This is a genomic window from Pseudonocardia sp. KRD291, assembly GCF_019263595.1.
Classification (GTDB): Bacteria; Actinomycetota; Actinomycetes; order Mycobacteriales; family Pseudonocardiaceae; genus Pseudonocardia.
In genome coordinates this window covers 1-19,633 of record NZ_JADQDD010000097.1, presented here as the reverse complement: position 1 = coordinate 19,633, position 19,633 = coordinate 1, and the positions used below count along the sequence as shown (strand labels likewise).

The 19,633-nt window shown below is 73.9% G+C and carries 17 protein-coding genes and 2 pseudogenes; 8 read left to right on the top strand and 11 right to left on the bottom strand.

Going from position 1 to position 19,633, the window contains the following annotated elements; translation table 11 throughout:
- Window positions 1–1,106, top strand: a 1,106-nt coding sequence (locus I4I78_RS15465) for a cysteine desulfurase family protein (protein WP_218612019.1), incomplete at its 5' end; no start/stop codon positions are given.
- Between the two features lie 9 nt (window positions 1,107–1,115).
- On the opposite strand, the gene I4I78_RS15460 is transcribed toward I4I78_RS15465, so the two are convergent.
- The 5 genes from I4I78_RS15460 to I4I78_RS15440 form a co-directional block, all read right to left on the bottom strand.
- A complete protein-coding gene (locus I4I78_RS15460; protein ID WP_218612018.1) occupies window positions 1,116–2,285 on the bottom strand; it encodes an OsmC family protein in 1,170 nt (389 codons plus the stop codon).
- A gap of 107 nt (window positions 2,286–2,392) precedes the next feature.
- A complete protein-coding gene (locus I4I78_RS15455; RefSeq protein WP_218612017.1) occupies window positions 2,393–3,886 on the bottom strand; it encodes a YdiU family protein in 1,494 nt (497 codons plus the stop codon).
- A 52-nt stretch (window positions 3,887–3,938) separates the two neighbouring features.
- The gene (locus I4I78_RS15450) at window positions 3,939–4,127 is read right to left on the bottom strand and encodes a hypothetical protein (RefSeq protein ID WP_218612016.1); all 189 of its coding nucleotides are present in this window, start codon (window positions 4,125–4,127) and stop codon (window positions 3,939–3,941) included.
- Window positions 4,128–4,165: 38 nt separating this feature from the next.
- Entirely contained in the window at window positions 4,166–4,483 is a 318-nt protein-coding gene (locus tag I4I78_RS15445) for a hypothetical protein (protein WP_218612015.1), read from the bottom strand.
- Between the two features lie 131 nt (window positions 4,484–4,614).
- A complete protein-coding gene (locus tag I4I78_RS15440; RefSeq protein WP_218612014.1) occupies window positions 4,615–5,946 on the bottom strand; it encodes an MSMEG_0569 family flavin-dependent oxidoreductase in 1,332 nt (443 codons plus the stop codon).
- 232 nt (window positions 5,947–6,178) lie between these two features.
- On the opposite strand from I4I78_RS15440, the gene I4I78_RS15435 reads away from it, so the two are divergent.
- From I4I78_RS15435 to I4I78_RS15410, 6 genes and pseudogenes are all read left to right on the top strand, one after another.
- The gene (locus I4I78_RS15435) at window positions 6,179–6,697 is read left to right on the top strand and encodes an MSMEG_0572/Sll0783 family nitrogen starvation response protein (protein ID WP_218612013.1); all 519 of its coding nucleotides are present in this window, start codon (window positions 6,179–6,181) and stop codon (window positions 6,695–6,697) included.
- Window positions 6,698–6,780: 83 nt separating this feature from the next.
- Entirely contained in the window at window positions 6,781–7,917 is a 1,137-nt protein-coding gene (locus I4I78_RS15430; RefSeq protein WP_226379780.1) for an MSMEG_0568 family radical SAM protein, read from the top strand.
- A 5-nt stretch (window positions 7,918–7,922) separates the two neighbouring features.
- The gene (locus tag I4I78_RS15425) at window positions 7,923–9,449 is read left to right on the top strand and encodes an MSMEG_0567/sll0787 family protein (protein ID WP_308252132.1); all 1,527 of its coding nucleotides are present in this window, start codon (window positions 7,923–7,925) and stop codon (window positions 9,447–9,449) included.
- Window positions 9,446–10,312 (top strand): carbon-nitrogen hydrolase family protein, encoded by an 867-nt coding sequence (locus tag I4I78_RS15420; RefSeq protein ID WP_218612012.1) that lies wholly within the window; start codon window positions 9,446–9,448, stop codon window positions 10,310–10,312. Before I4I78_RS15425 ends, I4I78_RS15420 begins: the two co-directional genes overlap by 4 nt.
- 5 nt (window positions 10,313–10,317) lie before the next feature.
- A pseudogene (locus tag I4I78_RS15415) lies at window positions 10,318–11,155 on the top strand (carbon-nitrogen hydrolase family protein).
- Between the two features lie 95 nt (window positions 11,156–11,250).
- On the top strand, window positions 11,251–12,282 hold the full coding sequence (locus I4I78_RS15410; RefSeq protein WP_308252133.1) for an LLM class flavin-dependent oxidoreductase: 1,032 nt from the start codon (window positions 11,251–11,253) through the stop codon (window positions 12,280–12,282).
- A 30-nt stretch (window positions 12,283–12,312) separates the two neighbouring features.
- Here the strand turns inward: I4I78_RS15410 and I4I78_RS15405 are convergent.
- From I4I78_RS15405 to I4I78_RS15395, 3 genes and pseudogenes are all read right to left on the bottom strand, one after another.
- A pseudogene (locus I4I78_RS15405) lies at window positions 12,313–12,453 on the bottom strand (SDR family oxidoreductase); the annotation flags it as partial.
- On the bottom strand, window positions 12,429–12,560 hold the full coding sequence (locus I4I78_RS15400; protein ID WP_218612023.1) for an SDR family NAD(P)-dependent oxidoreductase: 132 nt from the start codon (window positions 12,558–12,560) through the stop codon (window positions 12,429–12,431). The gene I4I78_RS15400 and the pseudogene I4I78_RS15405, both read right to left, overlap by 25 nt.
- Window positions 12,561–12,868: 308 nt before the next feature.
- Window positions 12,869–14,932 carry an HNH endonuclease signature motif containing protein gene (locus tag I4I78_RS15395; protein WP_218612011.1) on the bottom strand — a complete coding sequence of 688 codons (2,064 nt, stop codon included), beginning with the start codon at window positions 14,930–14,932 and terminating at the stop codon, window positions 12,869–12,871.
- Window positions 14,933–15,060: 128 nt separating this feature from the next.
- Between I4I78_RS15395 and I4I78_RS15390 the strand changes: the two genes are divergently transcribed.
- Complete coding sequence (locus I4I78_RS15390; RefSeq protein WP_226379779.1) at window positions 15,061–16,116, top strand: substrate-binding domain-containing protein; 1,056 nt, start codon at window positions 15,061–15,063, stop codon at window positions 16,114–16,116.
- Window positions 16,117–16,131: 15 nt separating this feature from the next.
- On the opposite strand, the gene I4I78_RS15385 is transcribed toward I4I78_RS15390, so the two are convergent.
- From I4I78_RS15385 to I4I78_RS15375, 3 genes are all read right to left on the bottom strand, one after another.
- Window positions 16,132–17,400, bottom strand: coding sequence for a sodium:proton antiporter (locus I4I78_RS15385; RefSeq protein ID WP_218612009.1), 1,269 nt, complete (start codon window positions 17,398–17,400; stop codon window positions 16,132–16,134).
- Between the two features lie 36 nt (window positions 17,401–17,436).
- Window positions 17,437–18,621 (bottom strand): zinc-dependent alcohol dehydrogenase, encoded by a 1,185-nt coding sequence (locus I4I78_RS15380; RefSeq protein WP_218612008.1) that lies wholly within the window; start codon window positions 18,619–18,621, stop codon window positions 17,437–17,439.
- 62 nt (window positions 18,622–18,683) lie between these two features.
- The coding region (locus I4I78_RS15375; RefSeq protein ID WP_218612007.1) for a cytochrome P450 at window positions 18,684–19,633 on the bottom strand (950 nt) is incomplete at its 5' end.

Below are 19,633 nucleotides of genomic sequence, written 5' to 3'. Positions count from 1 at the left end.
CGACGACGCCGGTCGACCCGGCGGTGCTCGAGGCGGCGCTGCCCTATCTCGGGGCCCACTTCGGCAACCCGTCCTCGAGCCATTACTTCGGGACCGCCCCACGCGAGGCCGTGGCACTCGCCCGTGCCCGGGTGGCCGCGCTGCTCGGTGCCCGGGACGGCGAGATCGTGTTCACCGGCGGCGGGTCCGAGTCGGACACGCTCGCCGTCCGGGGCACCGTCACGGCCGCGCCCGCCGGGAAGCGTCAGGTGATCACCGTGGCGACCGAGCACCCGGCCGTCCTGCGGGCGTGCCGGAGCCTCGAGGCCGACGGCGTCACCGTCACCCGGCTGCCGGTCGACGGGCACGGCCGGGTGGACCCGGCCCGCCTGGAGGAGTCGATCGGCGCCGGGACCGCGCTGGTGTCGATCGCCTACGGCAACAGCGAGACCGGCACCCTGCAGCCGATCCGCGAGCTGGCCGCGGTCGCCCACGCGCACGGCGCGCTGTTCCACACCGACGGGGCGCAGGCCGTCGGCAAGGTCCCGATCGACGTCGACGAGCTCGGGGTCGACCTGCTGACCGTGGTGGGCCACAAGATGTACGCGCCGAAGGGGGTCGGCGCGCTCTACGTCCGCGACGGGGTCGCCCTGACCCCGACCGTGCACGGCGGCGGGCAGGAGGACGGCCGGCGCGCCGGCACCGAGAACGTCGCGTTCGCCGCCGCCCTCGGCCGGGCCGCCGAGCTGGCCGGCGCCGAGCTGGCCGCGGGCACATGGGGACTGGCCGGCCTGCGCGACCTGCTGCACCGCGAGCTGGAGCGGCTGCTGCCCGGCCGTGTGTCGCTCAACGGCCATCCGGAGCACCGCCTGCCCGGCACGCTCAACGTCAGCATCGACGGCGTCCGGAGCCGGGCGCTGCTCGCGGCCGTGCCCCGGGTCGCGGCCGCGACCGGGTCGGCCTGCCATGAGGGCGTCGACGCGCCGTCGGAGGTCCTGCTCGCGATGGGCCTGTCCCCGGAGCGCGCGAACGCCGCGGTGCGGCTGTCGCTGGGCCGGTGGACGACCGAGGCGCAGGTGCGCGAGGCCGCGCGCCTGCTCGCCGATCAGGCCGGCCCCCGGTCCTGATAGGGCGGGTCAGACCTCGTCGGTCTCGATCACGATCTCCGAGGTCAGCGTCCGGTGGACCGGGCAGCGGTCGGCGATCGCGAGCAGCTTCGCCCGTTGCGCGTCGTCGAGGTCGCCCTCCAGGTGGATCTCGCGCACGATCCGGTCCACGTGCCCGGTCGAGGTCTCGCACTCGGCGCAGTCCCGGGCGTGCAGGCGGTCGTGGGTCAGGGTGACCGTCGCGTCGTCGAGCGGCAGTCCGGCCCGGTCGGCGTACATCCGCAGGGTGATCGCCGTGCACGCGCCGAGGGAGGACAGCAGCAGCTGGTAGGGGTCCGGGCCGGAGCCCGCGCCGCCGGCCGAGACCGGTTCGTCGGCGCTCCAGTGCAGGAGGTCGGTGGCGACGTCCTGGCCGTAGGGTCGCGCGTCGCCCGCGGACACGACGACCGTGCCCGGTTCGGGTCGCCCGCGGCCGTGACCGGCCCCCGGGCGGCTCTCCGGCTCCGCGGCGGTCAGGAAGCGCGCGGCCCAACCGGCGATCATGGTCGCCGCCCAGCGGGCGTCGGCCGGGCGGCTCAGCGGGTGGTCGGCCCCCTGCAGCGCGACGACCGAGGCGGTCGGGCCGACCGCGTCGGCGATCCGGCGGGCCTGCCCGGCATCGACGACCGCGTCGTCCGGGGCGTGCAGGAGCAGCAGCGGGACGGTCAGCTCCGCGAGCCGGCCCCGCAGCGGCGCGGGGGCGCCGTCGGCCCGGTCGGAGGGCGGCAGCGGCGCGCCGATCGTGGCGACGGCGCGTACCTCCGGGATCCGGGCGGCCGCGGCCAGCACCGCGGCGCCGCCGAGGCAATGGCCGACCAGCAGCGACGGCGCCCGCCCGGCCTCGCGCATCCGGTCCGCGGCGCGCACCAGGTCCTCGACGTCGCCGGCGAACGACGTGTCGGAGAACGACGTGCCGGTGGTGTCGCCGCCGGACCCGCCGAGCCCGGTCGACTCGACCCGCAGCACTCCGATCCCCTGCCACGCCAGCGTGCGGGCGATCTCACCGGCGGCGCGGCCGTCGTCGCCGGTGAGGCAGTGCGCGAACAGCGCGTGCCCGACGACCGCGCCCTGCGGTGCGTCCAGGCGCGCGTGCGGGCACGCCCTGCCACCCTCGACCGTCCGCCGCCCGGTGGTCACGGCGCTCATCGCTGTCGTGCTCATCGCTGTCCTCGCATCGGTCTCCGAGCCTGTCCTCGACGGTCGTCCGCCGACATGCCGCTCAGTGTCGTCCGATCGACAATTCGCGATGGGCCGCATCTCGCCGCAGGTCAGGTGCCGCAGAACGTCGTGTACGACCCGAACTCCGGCGGGGCGGGTGCCGCGTAGGCCTCGAGGCCCGGACGCTCGTCGAACGGGTGGGCGAGCACGTCGAGGAGCCGCTCGAACGGTGCCGTGTCGCCCGCGGTCGCCGCGGTCAGCGCCTCCTCGACGTGCTGGTTGCGCGGGATGTAGACGGGGTTGACGCGGTCCATCGCGTCGGCGACCGCGCCGGGCTCGCCCGCGGTCGCGAGCGCCGCCTTCCAGCGGGAGGTCCACTCGTCGAGGGCGGACGGGTCGGTGAGCAGCGACCGCATCGGCGCGTCGTCGCCGCGCACGGCCGAGGACAGGGACCGGTGGAACGCGGTGAAGTCGACGCGCTGCGCCGCCAGCAGCGCGGGCAGGTCGTCGATCAATGGGTCGGTCCGGCCGGGCGCTCCGGTGAGGCCCAGCTTGGCCCGCATGCCGTCACGCCAGTAGCGGTCGTAGCGCTCCTGGAACGACGTGAGCACCTCGGTGGCCGCGGCGACGGCGGCGTCCTGGTCGGTGTCGATGAGCGGGAGCAGGGCCTCGGCCAGGCGGGCCAGGTTCCACTGCGCGACGCGCGGCTGGTTGCCGAAGGCGTAGCGACCGGCCTCGTCGATGGAGCTGAACACGGTGGCCGGGTCGTAGACGTCGAGGAACGCGCAGGGGCCGTAGTCGATCGTCTCGCCGGAGATCGTCATGTTGTCGGTGTTCATGACGCCGTGCACGAACCCGACGAGCATCCAGCGCGCGACCAGCGAGGCCTGGGTGTCGAGGACGCGCTCGAACAACGTCAGGTACGGGTTCGCGGCCGCGGCCGCGTCCGGGTGGTGCCGGGCGATCGCGTGGTCGGCCAGGCGGCGCAGCAACGCCGTGTCGTCCTGCGCGGGGTCGCCGAGCGCCGCGGTGTACTGGAACGTGCCGACCCGCAGGTGGCTCGACGCGACCCGGGACAGCACCGCCCCCGGGAGCAGCCGGTCGCGCGCGACGTCCTCGCCGGTCGCGACGACGGCCAGTGCGCGCGTGGTCGGGATGCCGAGCGCGTGCATCGCCTCGCCGATCACGTACTCGCGCAGCATCGGCCCCAGCGGCGCCTTGCCGTCCCCGCCCCGGGCGAACGGGGTGCGCCCGGAGCCCTTCAGGTGCAGGTCCCGGCGGTTCCCGGACCGGTCGTGCAGCTCGCCGAGCAGCAGGGCGCGGCCGTCCCCGAGGCGCGGGGAGTAGTTGCCGAACTGGTGCCCGGAGTACACCTGCGCCACCGGCTGCGCACCGCCGGGCACGGTGTTGCCCACCAGGACGTCGACCCCCTCGGGCGAGCGCAGCGCGCCGGCGTCGAGGCCCAGCTCGGCGGCCAGCTCCTCGTTCAGCGCCACCAGGCGCGGGGCGGGGGCGGGCGCGGCGGTCCACGGCTGGTAGAGCCCTTCCAGCTCGCGCACGTAGGTGTTGTCGAACGTGAACGATGTCCCGACGGCGACGGTCATGGCTCCAGGCTACGACCGGACGGAGCGGGGGACCTGCCGGGACGGTCGACGCTCACCCGGCCGTCGACAGGCGGCGGGCGGCCTCGGCGCAGGTGGCGACGCGGACCGCTGCGGCGTCCTGGGCGCTCGCGCCGTACTGCGTCCCGGCGTCGGGCAGGCGGGTGGAGAGGCGGTCCGCCGCCGGCGACAGACCGGCGTAGCCGGCCCCGCCGTAGACCCACACCGGCGCGAGCGCCTTCACCGAGCCGGCGGCGTCGAGGACGTCGGCCGAGAGGTAGGTCAGGCCCCGGGGGTCCTGGTCGGTGAACCGGGCGGTCGCGAACGAGCTCCCGCTCCCGGCCAGGTGCGCGGCGAGCCCGTCGAAAGCGGTGGCCTGTGCCCGCTCGCAGGAGGCCAGGGCCGCGCGCGGTCGGCGAATGCCTGCTGCCGGAAGCGGGCCGCGTCGGCGAGGTCACCGGCCTGCTGCTCGGACACCGTGCCCCCGGACGCGCTCGCCGAGTCCATGGGCGGGTAGAACCACAACGCGGCCCCGACCAGGCCGACGAACGCGACCAGCGCGGCCACGACCACCGCGGCTATCGAGATCTTCTGGCGCACACGAGATCCTGTCCCGGAGGCGGCGCCGCTCATCGGCCCGCGCGGTGTTGTCCCCAAGCATCCTCGGAATCGGGTTCCCGTGCTCGCCGGCGAACTGTGACCACCGTCGCCCGGACCGGGGTCCGCGCCGTTCAGGAGCCCAGCGCGAGCACGTTGCAGACGTCGCCGCGCCCGCCGGTGGAGGTCAGGCCGCGCTGCGACCCGATCCGCTCGGCGAGGAACTCGGCGTCCTGCCCGACGCCGGAGAAGCGGCCCGACCCCCAGGTCCACTGCCAGGCCAGGCCGAGGAAGTACAGGCCGGGCACGTCGGTGGTGCCGCGGCGGTGCGCCGGCGCGCCGCGCCCGTTGAACACCGGGACGTCGACCCAGCGGAAGTCCTGGCGGAAGCCGATGCACCAGACGACCGACGTGATCCCGGTGTCGGCCAGGGCCAGCTCGGTGGTCTCCCCCGCGGGCCGCCACACCGGGGTGTAGCGCTCCTCCTCCGGGGCGTCGACGCCCTGGGCGGTGACGAACTTGTCGATCGTGTCCTTGATCGACTCGCTGACCTCGTCGGCGTGGTCGAGCGACTCGGTGAGGTTCGGCGCGAAGTGCAGGGTGCCGTCGCGGTGGTCGGTCATCAGGCCGTAGAGGCGCATGCCCGCGGCGGCGTGCGCGCGCAGGTCGATGTCGCGTCCGCCGTCGCGGCCGGTGACGTAGTGGTTGGCCTGCGCCCGGACGGCCTCACGGCGCGGGTGCTCGGTGACCGGCATCCGGTAGTAGCCCATCTCGTCGAGCCAGTCGGTGACGTCGCGGCCCCGGTAGAACCGGGCCACCCGCGGCGCCTCCCCGACCACCAGGTGCACCCGGCGGCCCTCCAGGTGCAGGTCCTCGGCGATCTGCGCACCGGACTGCCCGGACCCGACGACCAGGACCTCGCCCGGGGGCAGCGCCGCGCCGCAGCGGTAGTCCTGCGACTGCACCTGCGTGATCTCCGGCGGCAGCGGCTGAGACATCGGCGGGGTGATCGGCGTGTGGTAGCCGCCGGTGGCCACCACGACCTGGTCGGCCGTGCAGTCCCCGGCCGAGGTGCTCAGGTGGAAGGTGCCGCGGCCGTCGCGGGTCAGCCCGGTGACGGCGACGCCCTCGAGCAGCGGCGGGTCCACGAACGCCCGGTAGGCCTCGAGGTAGTCGACGATCTCCGAGCGGACCATGAACCCGTGCGGGTCGTCCCCGGCGTAGGGGAAGTCCGGGAGCCGGCACTGCCAGTTCGGGGTCACCAGGCAGAACGTGTCCCACCGGTGGTTCTTCCAGGAGCTCGCGACGGTGTCGCGCTCGAGGACGAGATGGTCGACGCCGCGTCTGTCGAGACACCGGCTCATCGACAGGCCGGCCTGTCCGCCGCCGATCACGATCGCCGGTCGGTGTTCGCCCGACAGGTCAGCCGGGACCGTCCTGTGCGCCGTGCCCGTCGTCGAGGTCATCGCCGTTCTCCTCTTCAGAGCAATTCGTCGCGGAAGAACCCGACGTTTCTCCGAATGTGTTTCCGGCCGGTTACCCGCGAACCAACAACACGTTGTGCATTGTTACGTCATCACCTGATGACCCTCGGCGAATCCCGACCATCCGACGTAGTTCCGTCGCAACACGACGGAAATGATTCCTTGGTGTTCTTGGGGCCGCCCCGTCCCACCCCGAACTCCTGAGGAGACGAGCATGACCAGCGTTGAGCTTTCCGACATCGAGAAGAAGAGCCTCGAGGAGATCCCGCACCCGTCCCTTCCCGAGGGGTCGAGCATCTACGGCGGCACCAAGGTCTTCCCGGATCTGCAGGCGGAGAACGGGGAGTCCTACTTCACCCTGGTGCACGGGATCGCGCACGAGTCATCGGTGAGCTTCGTGGCCGTGCTGCAGGCCACCCGCGCGCTGCGCAAGGGCTTCGAGTCGGCCATGTACTTCTACGGGCCGGGGTCGCTGAACTGCCTGGCCACCCGCGGGTTCCCGACCACCGGCACGTCGGCGTTCCCCGGCGAGCACAACATCAACGACCAGCTCAAGACATTCCTCGGCGAGGGCGGCAAGGTCTACTGCTGCCGCTTCGGCCTCTCCCTGCACGGTGCGCGCGAGGAGGACCTCATCGAAGGCGTCATCCCGACCCACCCGCTCGACGTCCAGGACGCCCTCATCCACTACGCGCGCAAGGGCGCGATCATCAACTCGACCTACCAGCTCTGAGCAGCGCCGGTCCGGGACCGGTGCGCGTGCGCCCGGCCCGGACCTCCCGCCGTCCGGCCCAGCACACCGTGGAGGTCTCCCGCATGTCCCCTCCGTCCAGCCAGGTAACCGAGCTCGGACTGCACGCCCGTGCCGAGATGGCCGTTCGCGGTGTGGCGATCGACCCTCCCCGCGGCGTGACCGACCTCGGCTCGGTCATCCCGCTGCGCCGCCCCGGCGGCGCGGGGCCGTCGGCCGACGGGCACGTGCTCGTCGACGGCCTGCGGACCACCGTCCCGATCGTCGACGCCAGCCCGTACCGCCTGCGCGACGGGCGGCTCGTCCGGCGTGAGGTCGACGGCGGCGTCACCGACATGGGCGTCGCCGTCGACACCGTCGACCGCCCCGCCTTCTACGACCTGCACACCGCCGACGGCGTCTCCTACGAGAAGATCGCCCGCCTGCATGGCAACGACGTGCTCGCCACGACCGTCGTGCAGACCTGCGTGCGCTACGGCGAGGACGACCGGTGCCGGTTCTGCGCCATCGAGCAGTCCCTGGACAGCGGCGCGACCACGGCCGTCAAGACACCCGCGCAGCTCGCCGAGGTGGCCGAGGCCGCCGTCCGCCTGGACGGGGTCCGGCAGATGGTGCTGACCACCGGCACCAGCAACGGCCGCGACCGCGGCGCCCGGCACCTCGCCCGCTGCGTCCGCGCGGTCAAGGCCGCCGTGCCGGACCTGCCGGTCCAGGTGCAGTGCGAGCCGCCCGCCCCGGACGACCTCGCCGCCCTGACCGAGCTCCGGGACGCCGGCGCCGACGCGATCGGCATCCACGTCGAGTCCCTCGACGACGACGTCCGGCGCCGCTGGATGCCCGGCAAGGCCACCGTCGCGCTGTCGCAGTACCGGGCGGCCTGGGACGAGTCGGTGCGCCTGTTCGGGCGCAGCGCCGTGTCCACCTACCTGATCGTCGGCCTCGGCGAGGACCCGGACGAGCTCGTCACCGGCGCCGCGGAGCTGATCGAGCGCGGCGTCTACCCGTTCGTCGTCCCCTACCGCCCGATCCCGGGCACCCTCGCGTTCGCCGACGGGGACCCGGCGCCGGACCCGGACCTGCTCGCCGACGTCACCGCGCGGGTGGCCAAGACCCTGCAGGCGGCCGGGATGCGCGGGTCCGACCAGGCGGCCGGCTGCGCCGCGTGCGGTGCCTGCAGCGCGCTGTCCGCGGTCGGGGGCTGAGCGCGGTGACGATCCTCGGTCCCCGCCGCACCACACCGGCCCCTCGCTGGGTCGCCGACGAGCTGCTCGGCGGCCGCCCACGCGGTGGCGCCGACACGCTCGCGATCACCGAGGCCCGCGCCGCCGACGGGCACGACCCGATGGTCGCGGCCTACCGGTCGCTGCGCCGCGCGGTGTTCGTCGACGAGCAGGGCCTGTTCGCCGGGCACGCGGGCGCCGACCACGACGACCACGACGACGACCCGCGCGCCCTCGTGCTGCTCGCCCACGACCACGACGGCGAGCTCCTCGGCGGGGTGCGGCTCGCGCCGGCCGACGCCGCCACCGCCGACCTCGGCTGGTGGTGCGGCAGCCGGCTCGTCGTCGCGCCGGGAGCACGGCGCCGGGCCGGTGCGCGGGTCGGCGCCGCCCTGATCCGGGCCGCCTGCGCCCGCGCCGAGGCCGCGGGCGTCCTGCGGTTCGAGGCCGACGTGCAGCCGGCCAACGAGTCGCTGTTCCGTCGCCTGGGCTGGCACCGGATCCGGGACACGACAGCCGCAGGACGACCGCACGTCCGCATGCGGTGGCCGGTCGGGAGGATCCAGAAGCTGGTGGACGTGACCAAGGCACCGCTCGGCGCCCTGCTCGGGGCACTGGGATCAGGGGCACCGGGATCAGGGGCACCGGGCGGCGGGGCGCCGGGCCCGGACGGCTTCGTCGGTGACGACGGCGCTCCCGTGCCGGGCAGCGACATCATCGCCGCCTGCGACGCGATCGTCCCGGCGATGGTCGAGCGCGACCCCGAGTGGGCCGGCTGGTGCGGGGTCCTGGTGAACATCAACGACCTGGCCGCGATGGGCGCGCGCCCGGTCGGGCTGCTCGACGCGGTCGGGGCGCGCGACGCCTCGTTCGCGCACCGAATCCTGACCGGGATGCGCGAGGCGGCCGCCGCCTACGGCGTCCCGATCCTCGGCGGGCACACCCAGCTCGACGTCCCGGCGTCGCTGTCGCTGACCGCGCTCGGCACGACACCGCACCCGGTCCCGGCCGGCGACGGGCGGGCCGGGCAGAGGGTCCGGCTCACCGCCGACCTCGGCGGCGGATGGCGTCCGGGCTACCACGGGCGCCAGTGGGACTCGACGTCGTCGCGCAGCCGCGCCGAGCTCGCCGCGATGGTCGGCGCGATCGGCCCGGACGCGGCGCACCGCCCGGCCGCGGCGAAGGACGTCTCGATGGCGGGTCTGGCCGGCACGCTGGGCATGCTCGCCGAGGCCTCCGGCACCGGCGCCGTGCTGGACGTCGCGTCGGTGCCGCGTCCGGCCGGCGCGAGCGTCGGCGACTGGTTCACCTGCTTCCCCGGCTTCGCGCTGCTCAGCGCGGACGAGCCCGGCGCGCCGGTGCCCGACGCCGGACCGGCCGTCTCCGCGGAGTGCGGCGAGCTCGTCCCCGGCGCGGGCGTCGTCCTGCGCTGGCCCGACGGCGAGACCACCACCGCGGTACACGGGTCCGTGACCGGCATGGGCACGGCAACCGGAGGGGAACGACAGACATGACGAGCACGACCTTCGCCGCCGCCGCGGCCGGCTTCGTCCGCGACCTCGACGAGGACTTCGCCCGCATCGAGTCGATCATCGCCGACGCCCGCGCCCGCGACGTCGGGCTGCTCGCGCTGCCCGAGGCCGCCCTCGGCGGGTACCTGTCGTCTCTGCGCGCCGGCAACGGCGGCGGCCCGGACGACCTGCCGCCCCAGCTCGACGCCGACGGGCCGGAGATCAGGCGCCTGGCCGGCCTCGCCGGCGACATGGTCGTCACCGCGGGCTACTGCGAACGCGGCGACCCGGACGGCGGCGGCCTGCCCTACAACAGCTGCGTCGCGGTGACCGGCGACGGCGTGCTCGGGCACCACCGCAAGGTGCACCAGCCGCTCGACGAGAACAGCGCCTACGCCGCGGGCGAGCGGTTCGGCGCCTTCGACACTCCGGTCGGCCGGATCGGCATGATGATCTGCTACGACAAGGCGTTCCCGGAGGCCGCGCGCGCGATCGCGCTGGACGGCGCGCAGATCGGGGTGTGCATGTCGGCCTGGCCGGCGTCCGCCACGAACCGCGCCCCGGTGATCGCCGAGGACCGCTGGGCCAAGCGGTTCGACCTGTTCGACCAGGCCCGCGCGCTGGAGAACCAGATCGTCTGGGTCTCGGCCAACCAGGCCGGGACGTTCGGCGACATGCACCTGGTCGGCAACGCGAAGGTCGTCGGCCCGGGCGGGGACGTGCTGGCCGCCACCGGCACCGGCGCCGGCCTGGCCGTCGCCTCGGTCGACGTCGACGACGCCGTCACCTCGGCCCGGCGGTTCATGGGCCACCTGCGCGACATGCGGCCCGCCAGCTACACGTCCCCGATCGTCACCGGCGCCTGACCGACGTGGTCCGCCTCGCCGCCGCGGCGGCCAGCTTCTCCCGCGACGTCGCCTTCGACCTCGACCGCATCGCCGTGATCGTCGCGCACGCCCGCGACGCCGGGGCCGCCGTCCTGGCCCTGCCCGACGGGGCTCTCGGCGGCTACCTCGACGACCTGCGTAACCCCGACCCCTGCTCGTTGCCGCCGGCACTCGACCCGGACGGCGACGAGATCCGCTCGGTGGCCCGCCTGGCCGGTGACATGGTCGTCTGCGTGGGTTACTGCGAGGGCGGGCCGCCCGACGGTCACGGGCCGGTGCGCTACAACTCCGCGGTCTGCCTCACCGGCGACGGGGTGCTGGGGCGGCACCGCAAGGTCCACCACCCGGCCGGGGTCGCCGGGCTGTTCCGCTCCGGCGACCGCTTCGACGCCTTCGACACCCCGGCCGGGCGGATGGGCATGCTGATCGACCACGACAAGACGTTCCCGGAGGCGGCACGGTCGCTGGCCCTCGACGGCGCCGGGATGATCGCCTGCCTGTCGGCCTGGCCGACGTCGCTGACCAACTGTGCGCCGCGGATGGCCCAGGACCGCCAGGCCCGGCTGTTCGACCTCTACGACCAGTCCCGCGCGGCCGAGAACCAGGTCGTGTGGCTCTCGGCGAACCAGAGCGGACGCCACGGCGCCCTGCACTTCCTCGGCCGGGCCAAGGTCGTCGGCCCGGGCGGCGAGGTGCTCGCGCGCACCTGGTCCAAGGGCGGTCTGGCCCTGGCCGAGGTGGACCCGCCCGCGATGATCGGCGCCGCCCGCGCGGTGCTGCACCACCTCGAGGCGGCGCCCGGACACCTACCGCCTCCCGTGACCCCGGTGGCCCTGGCCCCCGGCGCGGCATACCGCCGGGTTCCGATGACGTTGTCGGTGGTGACCACCCCGCCGACCCAGCACCGGAGGAACATCGTGCCGTCCCCGTCCGTCCCGCTCGCGAAGCTGGGCTTCCTCACCATCGGCTCGTTCGAACGTGACGACCCCCGCGCCGGGCACGAGACGACACTCGAGGTGATCGAGCTCGGCGAGCGTCTCGGGTTCGACAGCGCCTGGCTACGGCACCGGCACCTGCAGTACGGCATCTCCTCGCCGGTGGCGGTGCTCGCCGCGGCGTCGCAGCGCACCAGCCGGATCGAGTTCGGCACCGCCGTGACGCCGCTGGGCTGGGAGAACCCGCTGCGCCTCGCCGAGGACCTCTCGACCGTCGACGTCCTGTCCGGCGGGCGCCTGAACCCCGGCGTCAGCGTGGGCCCGCCGATGCACTTCGCCGACGTCCGCGACGCCCTGTACCCGGACACCGCCGACGCCGAGGACCTCAGCTACGAGCGGGTGCAACGGCTGGTGCGCCTCGTGCGCGGGGACCGGGCCAGCACGTTCGCCGGCGTCGAGGGCATCGAGGAGTTCTCCGACCACGTCCAGCCGCACGCGCCGGGACTGGCCGACCGGATCTGGTACGGCGCAGCCAGCCTGAACTCCGCCCGGTGGGCCGGCGAGCAGGGCCTGAACCTGCTGACCAGCAGCGTGGTCAAGGCCCCTGCCGACGCCGGCCCCGGTGACTCCGACTTCGCCGCGATCCAGCACGACCAGATCCGGGCGTTCCGCGAGGCCCACCCCGACGGTGCCGCCGCGCGCGTCTCCCAGGGGCTCGTGGTCATCCCGACCGACAGCGCGACCGCCGAGCAGCGGGAGAGCTACACCGCCTACGTCGAGGCGCGGACGCCCCGCACCACCGCCCCGCAGGGCCCGGCCCGGCTGCTGTTCGCCCCGGACCTGGTCGGGTCGTCGGACGAGATCGCCGAGAAGCTCTACGCCCACGCCGCGTTCCGCGACGTCACCGAGGTCGTGTTCGCGCTGCCGTTCAGCTTCGCCGCGGCCGACTACGAGCAGATCCTCACCGACATCGCGACGAAGCTCGGCCCCGCGCTGGGCTGGTCGCCGCGCTGAGCGCCCGGCGCCCGTCCCGGCGGGCGGCGGTCAGGGCAGGATCGAGTCCACGTACCCGCCGTCGACGCGCAGCGCCCCGCCCGTCGTCGCGGACGCGAGGTCGGAGCTGAGGTAGGTCACCATGTTGGCGATCTCCTCCGGCTCGATCAGCCGCTGCAGCAGCGACTGCGGACCACCACCTCGGTGCCGGCACCCGCCAGCGCGGTCGCGATGGCGTGCCCGATGCCCTGTGTCGAGCCCGTGACCAGGGCCGTCCGTCCACTCAGATCGATGTCCACGTGGCCCCCAACCGCCTGCCCGGGCCGCGTCTTCCCTCCCGGGCCGTCGTGCGCCCCGGTTCCCCCGGACGGGAGCGTCCAGCCGGAGCTGGATGGCGGGTCCCCGAACGAACCCCCGCGGCCTCGAGACCTGGGACACCACCCAGGCCGAGGAGCACACCGGAGAGCCGCTGGGCGGCCGGCTGCGCCGCGAGGAACTCGACGTCGACCCCGGATACGTCGACATCGACGGTGCCGGAAGGTCCGGGACGGATTCGGGGCGGGGCCCGCGCGGACCTGCTGATCGATCGCACCGCGCCGACTCCCGATCAGAATGGGGGAGGGTCGTCCCCGAGCCCGGTGTGGGCTGACCGGTCGCGGGCGCGCCGGGACGGCTCGTCGCCTCGGGTGGGCTCGAGCGGCTGGTGTTCGTGCGGGTCGTGTGGTGGGGCCCGGCCCCTGGCCGGGAGTTCGAGTGGGTGGTCGGTGTCGCGGGCGGGTTCGTCGAAGGACGGGTCCGGGTCACGTGGGGTGTGGTCGATGGGCGGCGGCAGGATCGGCTCGGGCGTGACCGGGTACTCCCGGCCCAGGGGGCTGCGCCACACGAACCGGCCGGGTTCGGGCTGACGCAGTTCCCATCCGCCTTCGGTCTTGGCCATGTGGTCGTGGCGGCACAGAGGTGACAGGTCGCCGGTGACAGTCGGCCCGCCGCGGTGGTGATCGACCGTGTGGTCGGCATCTGCACGGTGCGCGGGGGCGCGGCAGCCGGGGAAGGTGCAGGTGCGGTCTCGGACCTCGACGTAGCGGCGTTGCCCTGCGGTGGGGAAGCGGCGGTCGGGATCGGAGTCGAGGTCGCGGATGTGTTCTGCCGGGTCCCGGTCGTGGTGTCGGGCGGCGATGTCGGCGATCACGCCGGCCCATTCGCCGCACGCCTGGGGGTCGGCGGCCAGTCGGGCGAGGTCGGTCTCGGTGATCTGGAGCTCGACGATGCCGCCGCGCGGCCCGGTCCGCGACATCGTGGCCGGCCGACGGCGGGTGACGCCTTCGGAGACGAGGTGCCCGTCGGTGTCGACGACGACCCACCGCCACTGGGCGCGTCGTTGTCGCGCGACGGTGCGTCGAGCGGTGTCGGCGGTGACGGGTCCGAGGCCGGGGAGCTCCCCGGCGCGTTCCTCGTGTCCGAGCAGGGTCGGTAGCGGGGCCCGGATCTCCACGCCGACCCGTTGATCGTCCGGTGGCGGCCGGTGGGCGAGCGGGCGATCCTGCGCGGGTACGACATCGACCGTGGTCCCGTCGCGGGTCGGGTCCTCGCCGTCGCCGGCCGCACCGGCGTCGGCGTCGGCGTCGGCGTCGGCGTCGGCGTCGCTGATGCTGCCGCCGGTGTTGTCGTCGGTGTCGACAGGACAACGTGTGCCGCTGCCCGCGGTGTTGCCGGTCTCGGCGGTCTCGGCGGTCTCGGCGGTCTCGGCGGTCTCGGCGACGGTGCCGGCGGTGGCGCTCGTGGCGCTCGTGGCGCGCGAGGGCTCTCTGATCGCGATCTCGCTCGTGACCTCGGTGCCGTCGGACCCGGGGTCACCGCCGACGTAGCGGCCGATCAGGGCGTCGATGATCTGGTCACGGGTCAGGGTGTACAGGGAACCGTCGAGAAGACCGAGGATCAGATCGGCGCGGATCTGGTCCAGGGTCCCGGGATGCCCGCGGCGGCGCGCGGCGCGGGCCAGGGCCTCGACCCGCTCGATCGCGGCAGCGGCCTCCTCGGCCGGCAGACCCGACGCGGAGATGGTGGCAGTGCCGTCGACGTCGAGATAACAGATCACCCGGCGTTCCCGCACGGACTTGCGGTAGCGGCGCTGGTAGTACTCGGGATCGAGCTCGAGCACCATCCGCCGCAGCCGCTCCCCGAGCTGCCCGGTGGTCAACCGCCCGGCCACCGGCACCACCGCGGCGCACACGGTCTCGATCTGGGCGTCGGTGAGGTCCCCGAGGTGGTGCACGAACACCCATGCCCGGCCGCGGTCGATCTCCCCGGCGTCAAGGGCGGCGAACACCAGCGGCAGGCGGCGCACCAGGACGTGGGCGAAGTCGGTCTCCGACTCCGCCGCACGCCGGGTCCAGGCCAACGCCGCCCGGACCTCGTCCGCGGCATAGGGCACCGGGATCTCATCGCGGCGGACCTCGCCGGGCCCCGCGAACGGGAGCCGACAGACCACCTCGGCGAGCAGACCCAGCATCCGGGCCTGATCGTGGGCGAGCTGCCGCGACCGCGCCACCAGCACGTCACCGATGTCGTCGTTGGGCACCAGAGCAGGCGTCAGCGTGTCGAGCAGCGCAGCGAGTTCCGGGCCGGGCGGCAGCGCCGCCAGACCCTCCGGAACCACCTGCCCCATCATCATGAGTCGAATATACGTTCGACCCCCGACAATTCCCGGCGCTCACCGGCAGGAATATCCGCCTCCGCGCAGGCGCTGCCGTTCATGACCGTGTCGTGACTGCCCGGACCGGGGCGTGGGGGTGAGCGGGTTTGCCGGAACGCCCCTTCACCGTCGCGCTCGTCGTGCCCCTGCAAGGATCCGAGCAGATGTACGGACCGTCGTGCACGCTCTCCGCCCGGCTGGCCGCCGAGGAGATCAACGACGCCGGTGGCCTGCTCGGCCGCGAGGTCCGGCTGCGCATCGTCGACAGCGCCGCGGACCCGCACACCGTCGCCGACGAGGTGGACCGACTGATCACGGCGGGCCGTGCCGACGCCGTCGTCGGATGGCACCTGTCCGCGCTGCGCGAGGTTCTCGCAGGCCGGGTCGCCGGGCGGGTCCCCTACATCTACACAGCCCTCTACGAGGGCGGCGAGACCACCCCGGGACTGTTCCTCACCGGCGAGACCCCGGCCGCGCAGCTGTACCCGGCACTCGAGTGGATGGCCCGCGAGATCAGCGTCCGCCGCTGGTTCGTCGTCGGCAACGACTACAGCTGGCCACGCCACTCCGCCGCCGCGGTCCGGCGCTACACCCGGGACCACCGCGAGGTCCGGATCGACCACGAGGCCTACGTCGACCTGGGCAGCACCGACTTCGACGAGGTCTCGCGCCGGATCGAGCACAGCGCGTGCGACGGCGTCCTGATGCTGCTCGTGGGCCGGGACGGCGTGGAGTTCAACCGTTGGTTCACCGATCGCGGGCTCGACGTCCAGTGCGCCCGCCTGACACCGCTCATGGACGAGACCATGCTGCTGGAGTCCGGAGCGCGCGACAGCCGCGACGTGTTCAGCACGGCCGGCTTCTTCGAGGCCCTCACGACCGAGGACGGTCTCCGGTACGGGGCCCGGTACACCGAGCGCTTCGGGCCCGACGCGCCGGTGCTGAACAGCCCCGGCGAGTCGTGCTACGAGGGCATGCAGCTGCTTGCCGGCCTCGTCCGCCGGGCCGGGTCGGCCCGGATCGGCCGGATCTGCGAGGTCGCGGAGGGCACCCGCTACCACGGCCCCCGCGGCGAGGTCGCCCTGACCGGCCGACACGTCGAGCAACAGATCTACATGGCGACCGCGGACGGGTCGAGCTACGACGTGCTCGCCTCGCTCTGACGCCGCCCGGTCGACTCAGCCGGGCCCGCCCTCCGGGTGGGCCCCGGCCGGGGCCCGTCCCCGGTCGAGCCGCTCCATGATCGGCGACGCGAGGACGCCGTGCACGGCGACCGAGACGACCACCACCAGTCCGGTCGTCGCCCAGAGCAGCTCGACGCCGGTGAAAGGGGCGTGGGTGGTGGCGTAGGCGAGGTAGTAGAACGAGCCGATCCCGCGGATCCCGAAGATCGCGATCGCGGTCTTCTCACCCCCGGTGCCGGGTGCGCCCCACAGCGACAGCCGGGCGACCAGTGGCCGGACCAGCAGCACGAGTGCGACCGCGATCGCCGCCGCCTCCCAGGTCAGGGGCACCAGCAGGCCACGGACCACCGCCCCGCCGAGCAGGACCAGCAGCAGCACGGTGAGCAGCCGTTCGACCTGCTCGACGAAGTTGTGCAGCACCTGGTGGTACTCGTGTGAGCGCTCGGTGGCGCGGATCGATCGGGCGCACAGGAACACGGCCAGGAACCCGTAGCCGCCGGCGACCTCGGCGAGTCCGTAGGCCAGGAACGTCGCGGCGAGGGCGATGAAGCCCTCGGCGTGCGAGGCCAGGTGCAACGTCACGGTCCGGCTGCGGAAGAACAGCACCCCGAGCACCCGGCCGACGAGCAACCCGCCCGCGGCACCGACCACGATCTTGAACAGCACGTCGGAGAGCAGCCAGCCGCCGACCCATCCGGAGGGGGCCGCGCCGACGGTGGCCATGGCGATCGCGGCGGCGACGAACGGGAACGCGAGGGCGTCGTTGAGCCCGGCCTCGGAGGTGAGGGCGAAGCGGACCTCGTCCTCACCCTCCGCGTGCCCGCCCGGCTCCCCCACCTGCACGTCCGAGGCCAGCACCGGGTCGGTCGGGGCCAGCGACGAGCCGAGCAGCAGCGCCGCGGCCGGCACGAGCCCGGCCCACCACCAGCCCAGCAGCGCCATCGCGCCGATGGTCAGCGGCATGGCCAGCGCCAGCAGCCGCCACGTCGAGGCCCACGCCCGGCGCCCGAGCGGGCGGTCCAGCTTCAGCCCCGCCCCCATCAACGCCACGATCACGCCGATCTCGGTCAGGTGCAGGGCCAGCTCGGGGTGGGCGAGCGGGTCCGGGTCGGGCAGCATCGGCAGCACCGCGAACGCCGCCATGCCGAGGCCGAGGAACACGATCGGCAGCGACAGCGGGCGTCCGGCGAGCAGGCGCGGGAGCAGCCCGGCCAGCAGCGCGCCGACCCCGGCCAGCCCGTAGATCAGGTCGAGCAGGTCCACATCAGTCCGTTCGCGAGGACCGGCCGGGAGAACCGGTCAGGGCGTCAGCACGACCTTCATCGCACCGTCCTGCTTCTTCTGGAAGATGTCGTAGCCGTGCGCGGCCTCGGACAGCGGCAGGCGGTGCGTGGCGAACGTGTCGACGCCCAGCGGGTCGTCGGCGCCCGTGAGCAACGGCAGGATCTCGGGAACCCAGTGCTTGACGTTGGCCTGACCCATCCGCAGCTGGATCTGCTTGTCGAACAGGGTCAGCATCGGCATCGGGTCGGCCACACCGCCGTAGACGCCGATCACGCTGATCGTGCCGCCGCGGCGGACGACGTCGATCGCGGAGTTCAGCGCGGCGAGGCGGTCCACGCCGGCGGTCTTCATGATCGGCGCGGAGACGGCCTGCGGGAGCATGCCCGCCACCTGCTGGATGCCGCGGGCGACCGGCGACCCGTGGGCCTCCATCCCGACCGCGTCGATGACGGCGTCCGCACCGCGGCCGTCGGTCATGTCGCGGATCGCGGCGCCGATGTCCTTCGTGTGGTTGAGGTCGACGACCTGCACCCCGTGCGCGCGGGCGCGTTCGATCCGCTCGGGCACCAGGTCGACGGCGATCACCTGGCCTGCTCCCTGGTGTTGCGCGATCCGGGTCGCCATCTCCCCGATCGGCCCGAGACCGAGCACGGCCACCGAGCCGTCCTTCGGGATGTCGGCGTAGGCGACCGACTGCCACGCGGTCGGCAGCACGTCGGAGAGGTAGACGAACCGGTCGTCGGAGTGCTCGTGCGGGACGACGATCGGGCCGTACTGGGCCTGCGGCACCCGCAGGTACTCGGCCTGCCCGCCGGCCACCTCGCCGTAGAGCTTGGAGAAGCCGAACAACGCCGCGCCCATGCCCTGGTCCCGGACCTGGGTGACCTCGCACTGGGTCTGCAGGCCCCGCTCGCACATCCAGCACGTCCCGCACGCGATCTGGAACGGGATCACGACCCGGTCCCCGACCTTCACGTTCGTGACCTCCGAGCCGACCTCCTCCACGATGCCCATCGGCTCGTGGCCGAGGATGTCACCCTGGCCCATGAACGGGCCGAGGGTCTCGTAGAGGTGCAGGTCCGAGCCGCAGATGTTGGTCGTGGTGACCCGGATGACGGCGTCGGTCGGCTCCTGGATCCGCGGGTCCGGGACGCTCTGCACCCGGACGTCGTTCTTGCCGTGCCAGGTCACTGCCTTCACAGGATCTTCCTCCTCGGGGTGGGCGAACACCTCGCGTACCCGGGAGGGAACGGCTCAACCCGTCACCAGGTCACGGACAGCGACTCCAGCCCGTGAATGGGGTGCGCCACGGCGAACGGGACCTCCTCGTCGGGAACGGCCAGGCGCAGGTCCGGGAAGCGCCGGAGAAGGGCCGGGAACGCGATCCGCATCTCCATCCGGGCCAGCGGGGCGCCGAGGCAGTGGTGGATCCCGTGGCCGAAACCCATGTGGCCGGTCACGCGGCGGGTGACGTCGAGACGTTCCGGGTCGTCGGTCACCTCCGGGTCCCGGTTGGCGGCGGGCAGGTTGAACGAGACGAGGTCGCCGCGGCGGATCGTGACCCCGCCCAGCTCGACGTCGCGGGTCGCGAGGCGCGGCGACCCGCTGTTGACGATGGACAGCCAGCGCAGCAGCTCCTCCACCGCCGGGCCGACCGCGTCCTCGTCGTCGCGGACCAGCGCGAGCTGCCCCGGGTGGCGCAGCAGGGCCAGCGTGCCGAGGCCGAGCATGTTCGACGTCGTCTCGTGCCCGGCGACGAGGAGCAGGTTGGCGATCCCGACCAGCTCGTCGTTGCTCAGGTTCTCGTCGTGCTCCCGGATGAGCATGCCGATCAGGTCCTCGCCGGGGTCGCGGCGGGCGTCGGCGACCAGGCCCTGCATGTACGCCAGCGCCTCGGCGCCGTGGGCCTGCTTCTCCGACGCGGACAGCGTCATGTCGAGCTGGCGGCGGGTGCGCTCCTGGAACTCGTCGCGGTCGGCCGGCGGCACGCCGAGCAGCTCGCAGATCACCAGCGACGGGATCGGCAGCGCGTAGGTCGACACCAGGTCGACCGGGCCGCCGCGGCGCTCGAGCGCGTCGAGGTGGGCGTCGACGATCTCGACGATCCGGGGCTCGAGCCTGCGCATCCGCCGCACCGTGAACTCCGGGGTGAGCATCCGGCGCAGGCGGGTGTGGTCGGGCGGGTCGAGGGAGAGCAGGTTGCCGCTGCGGT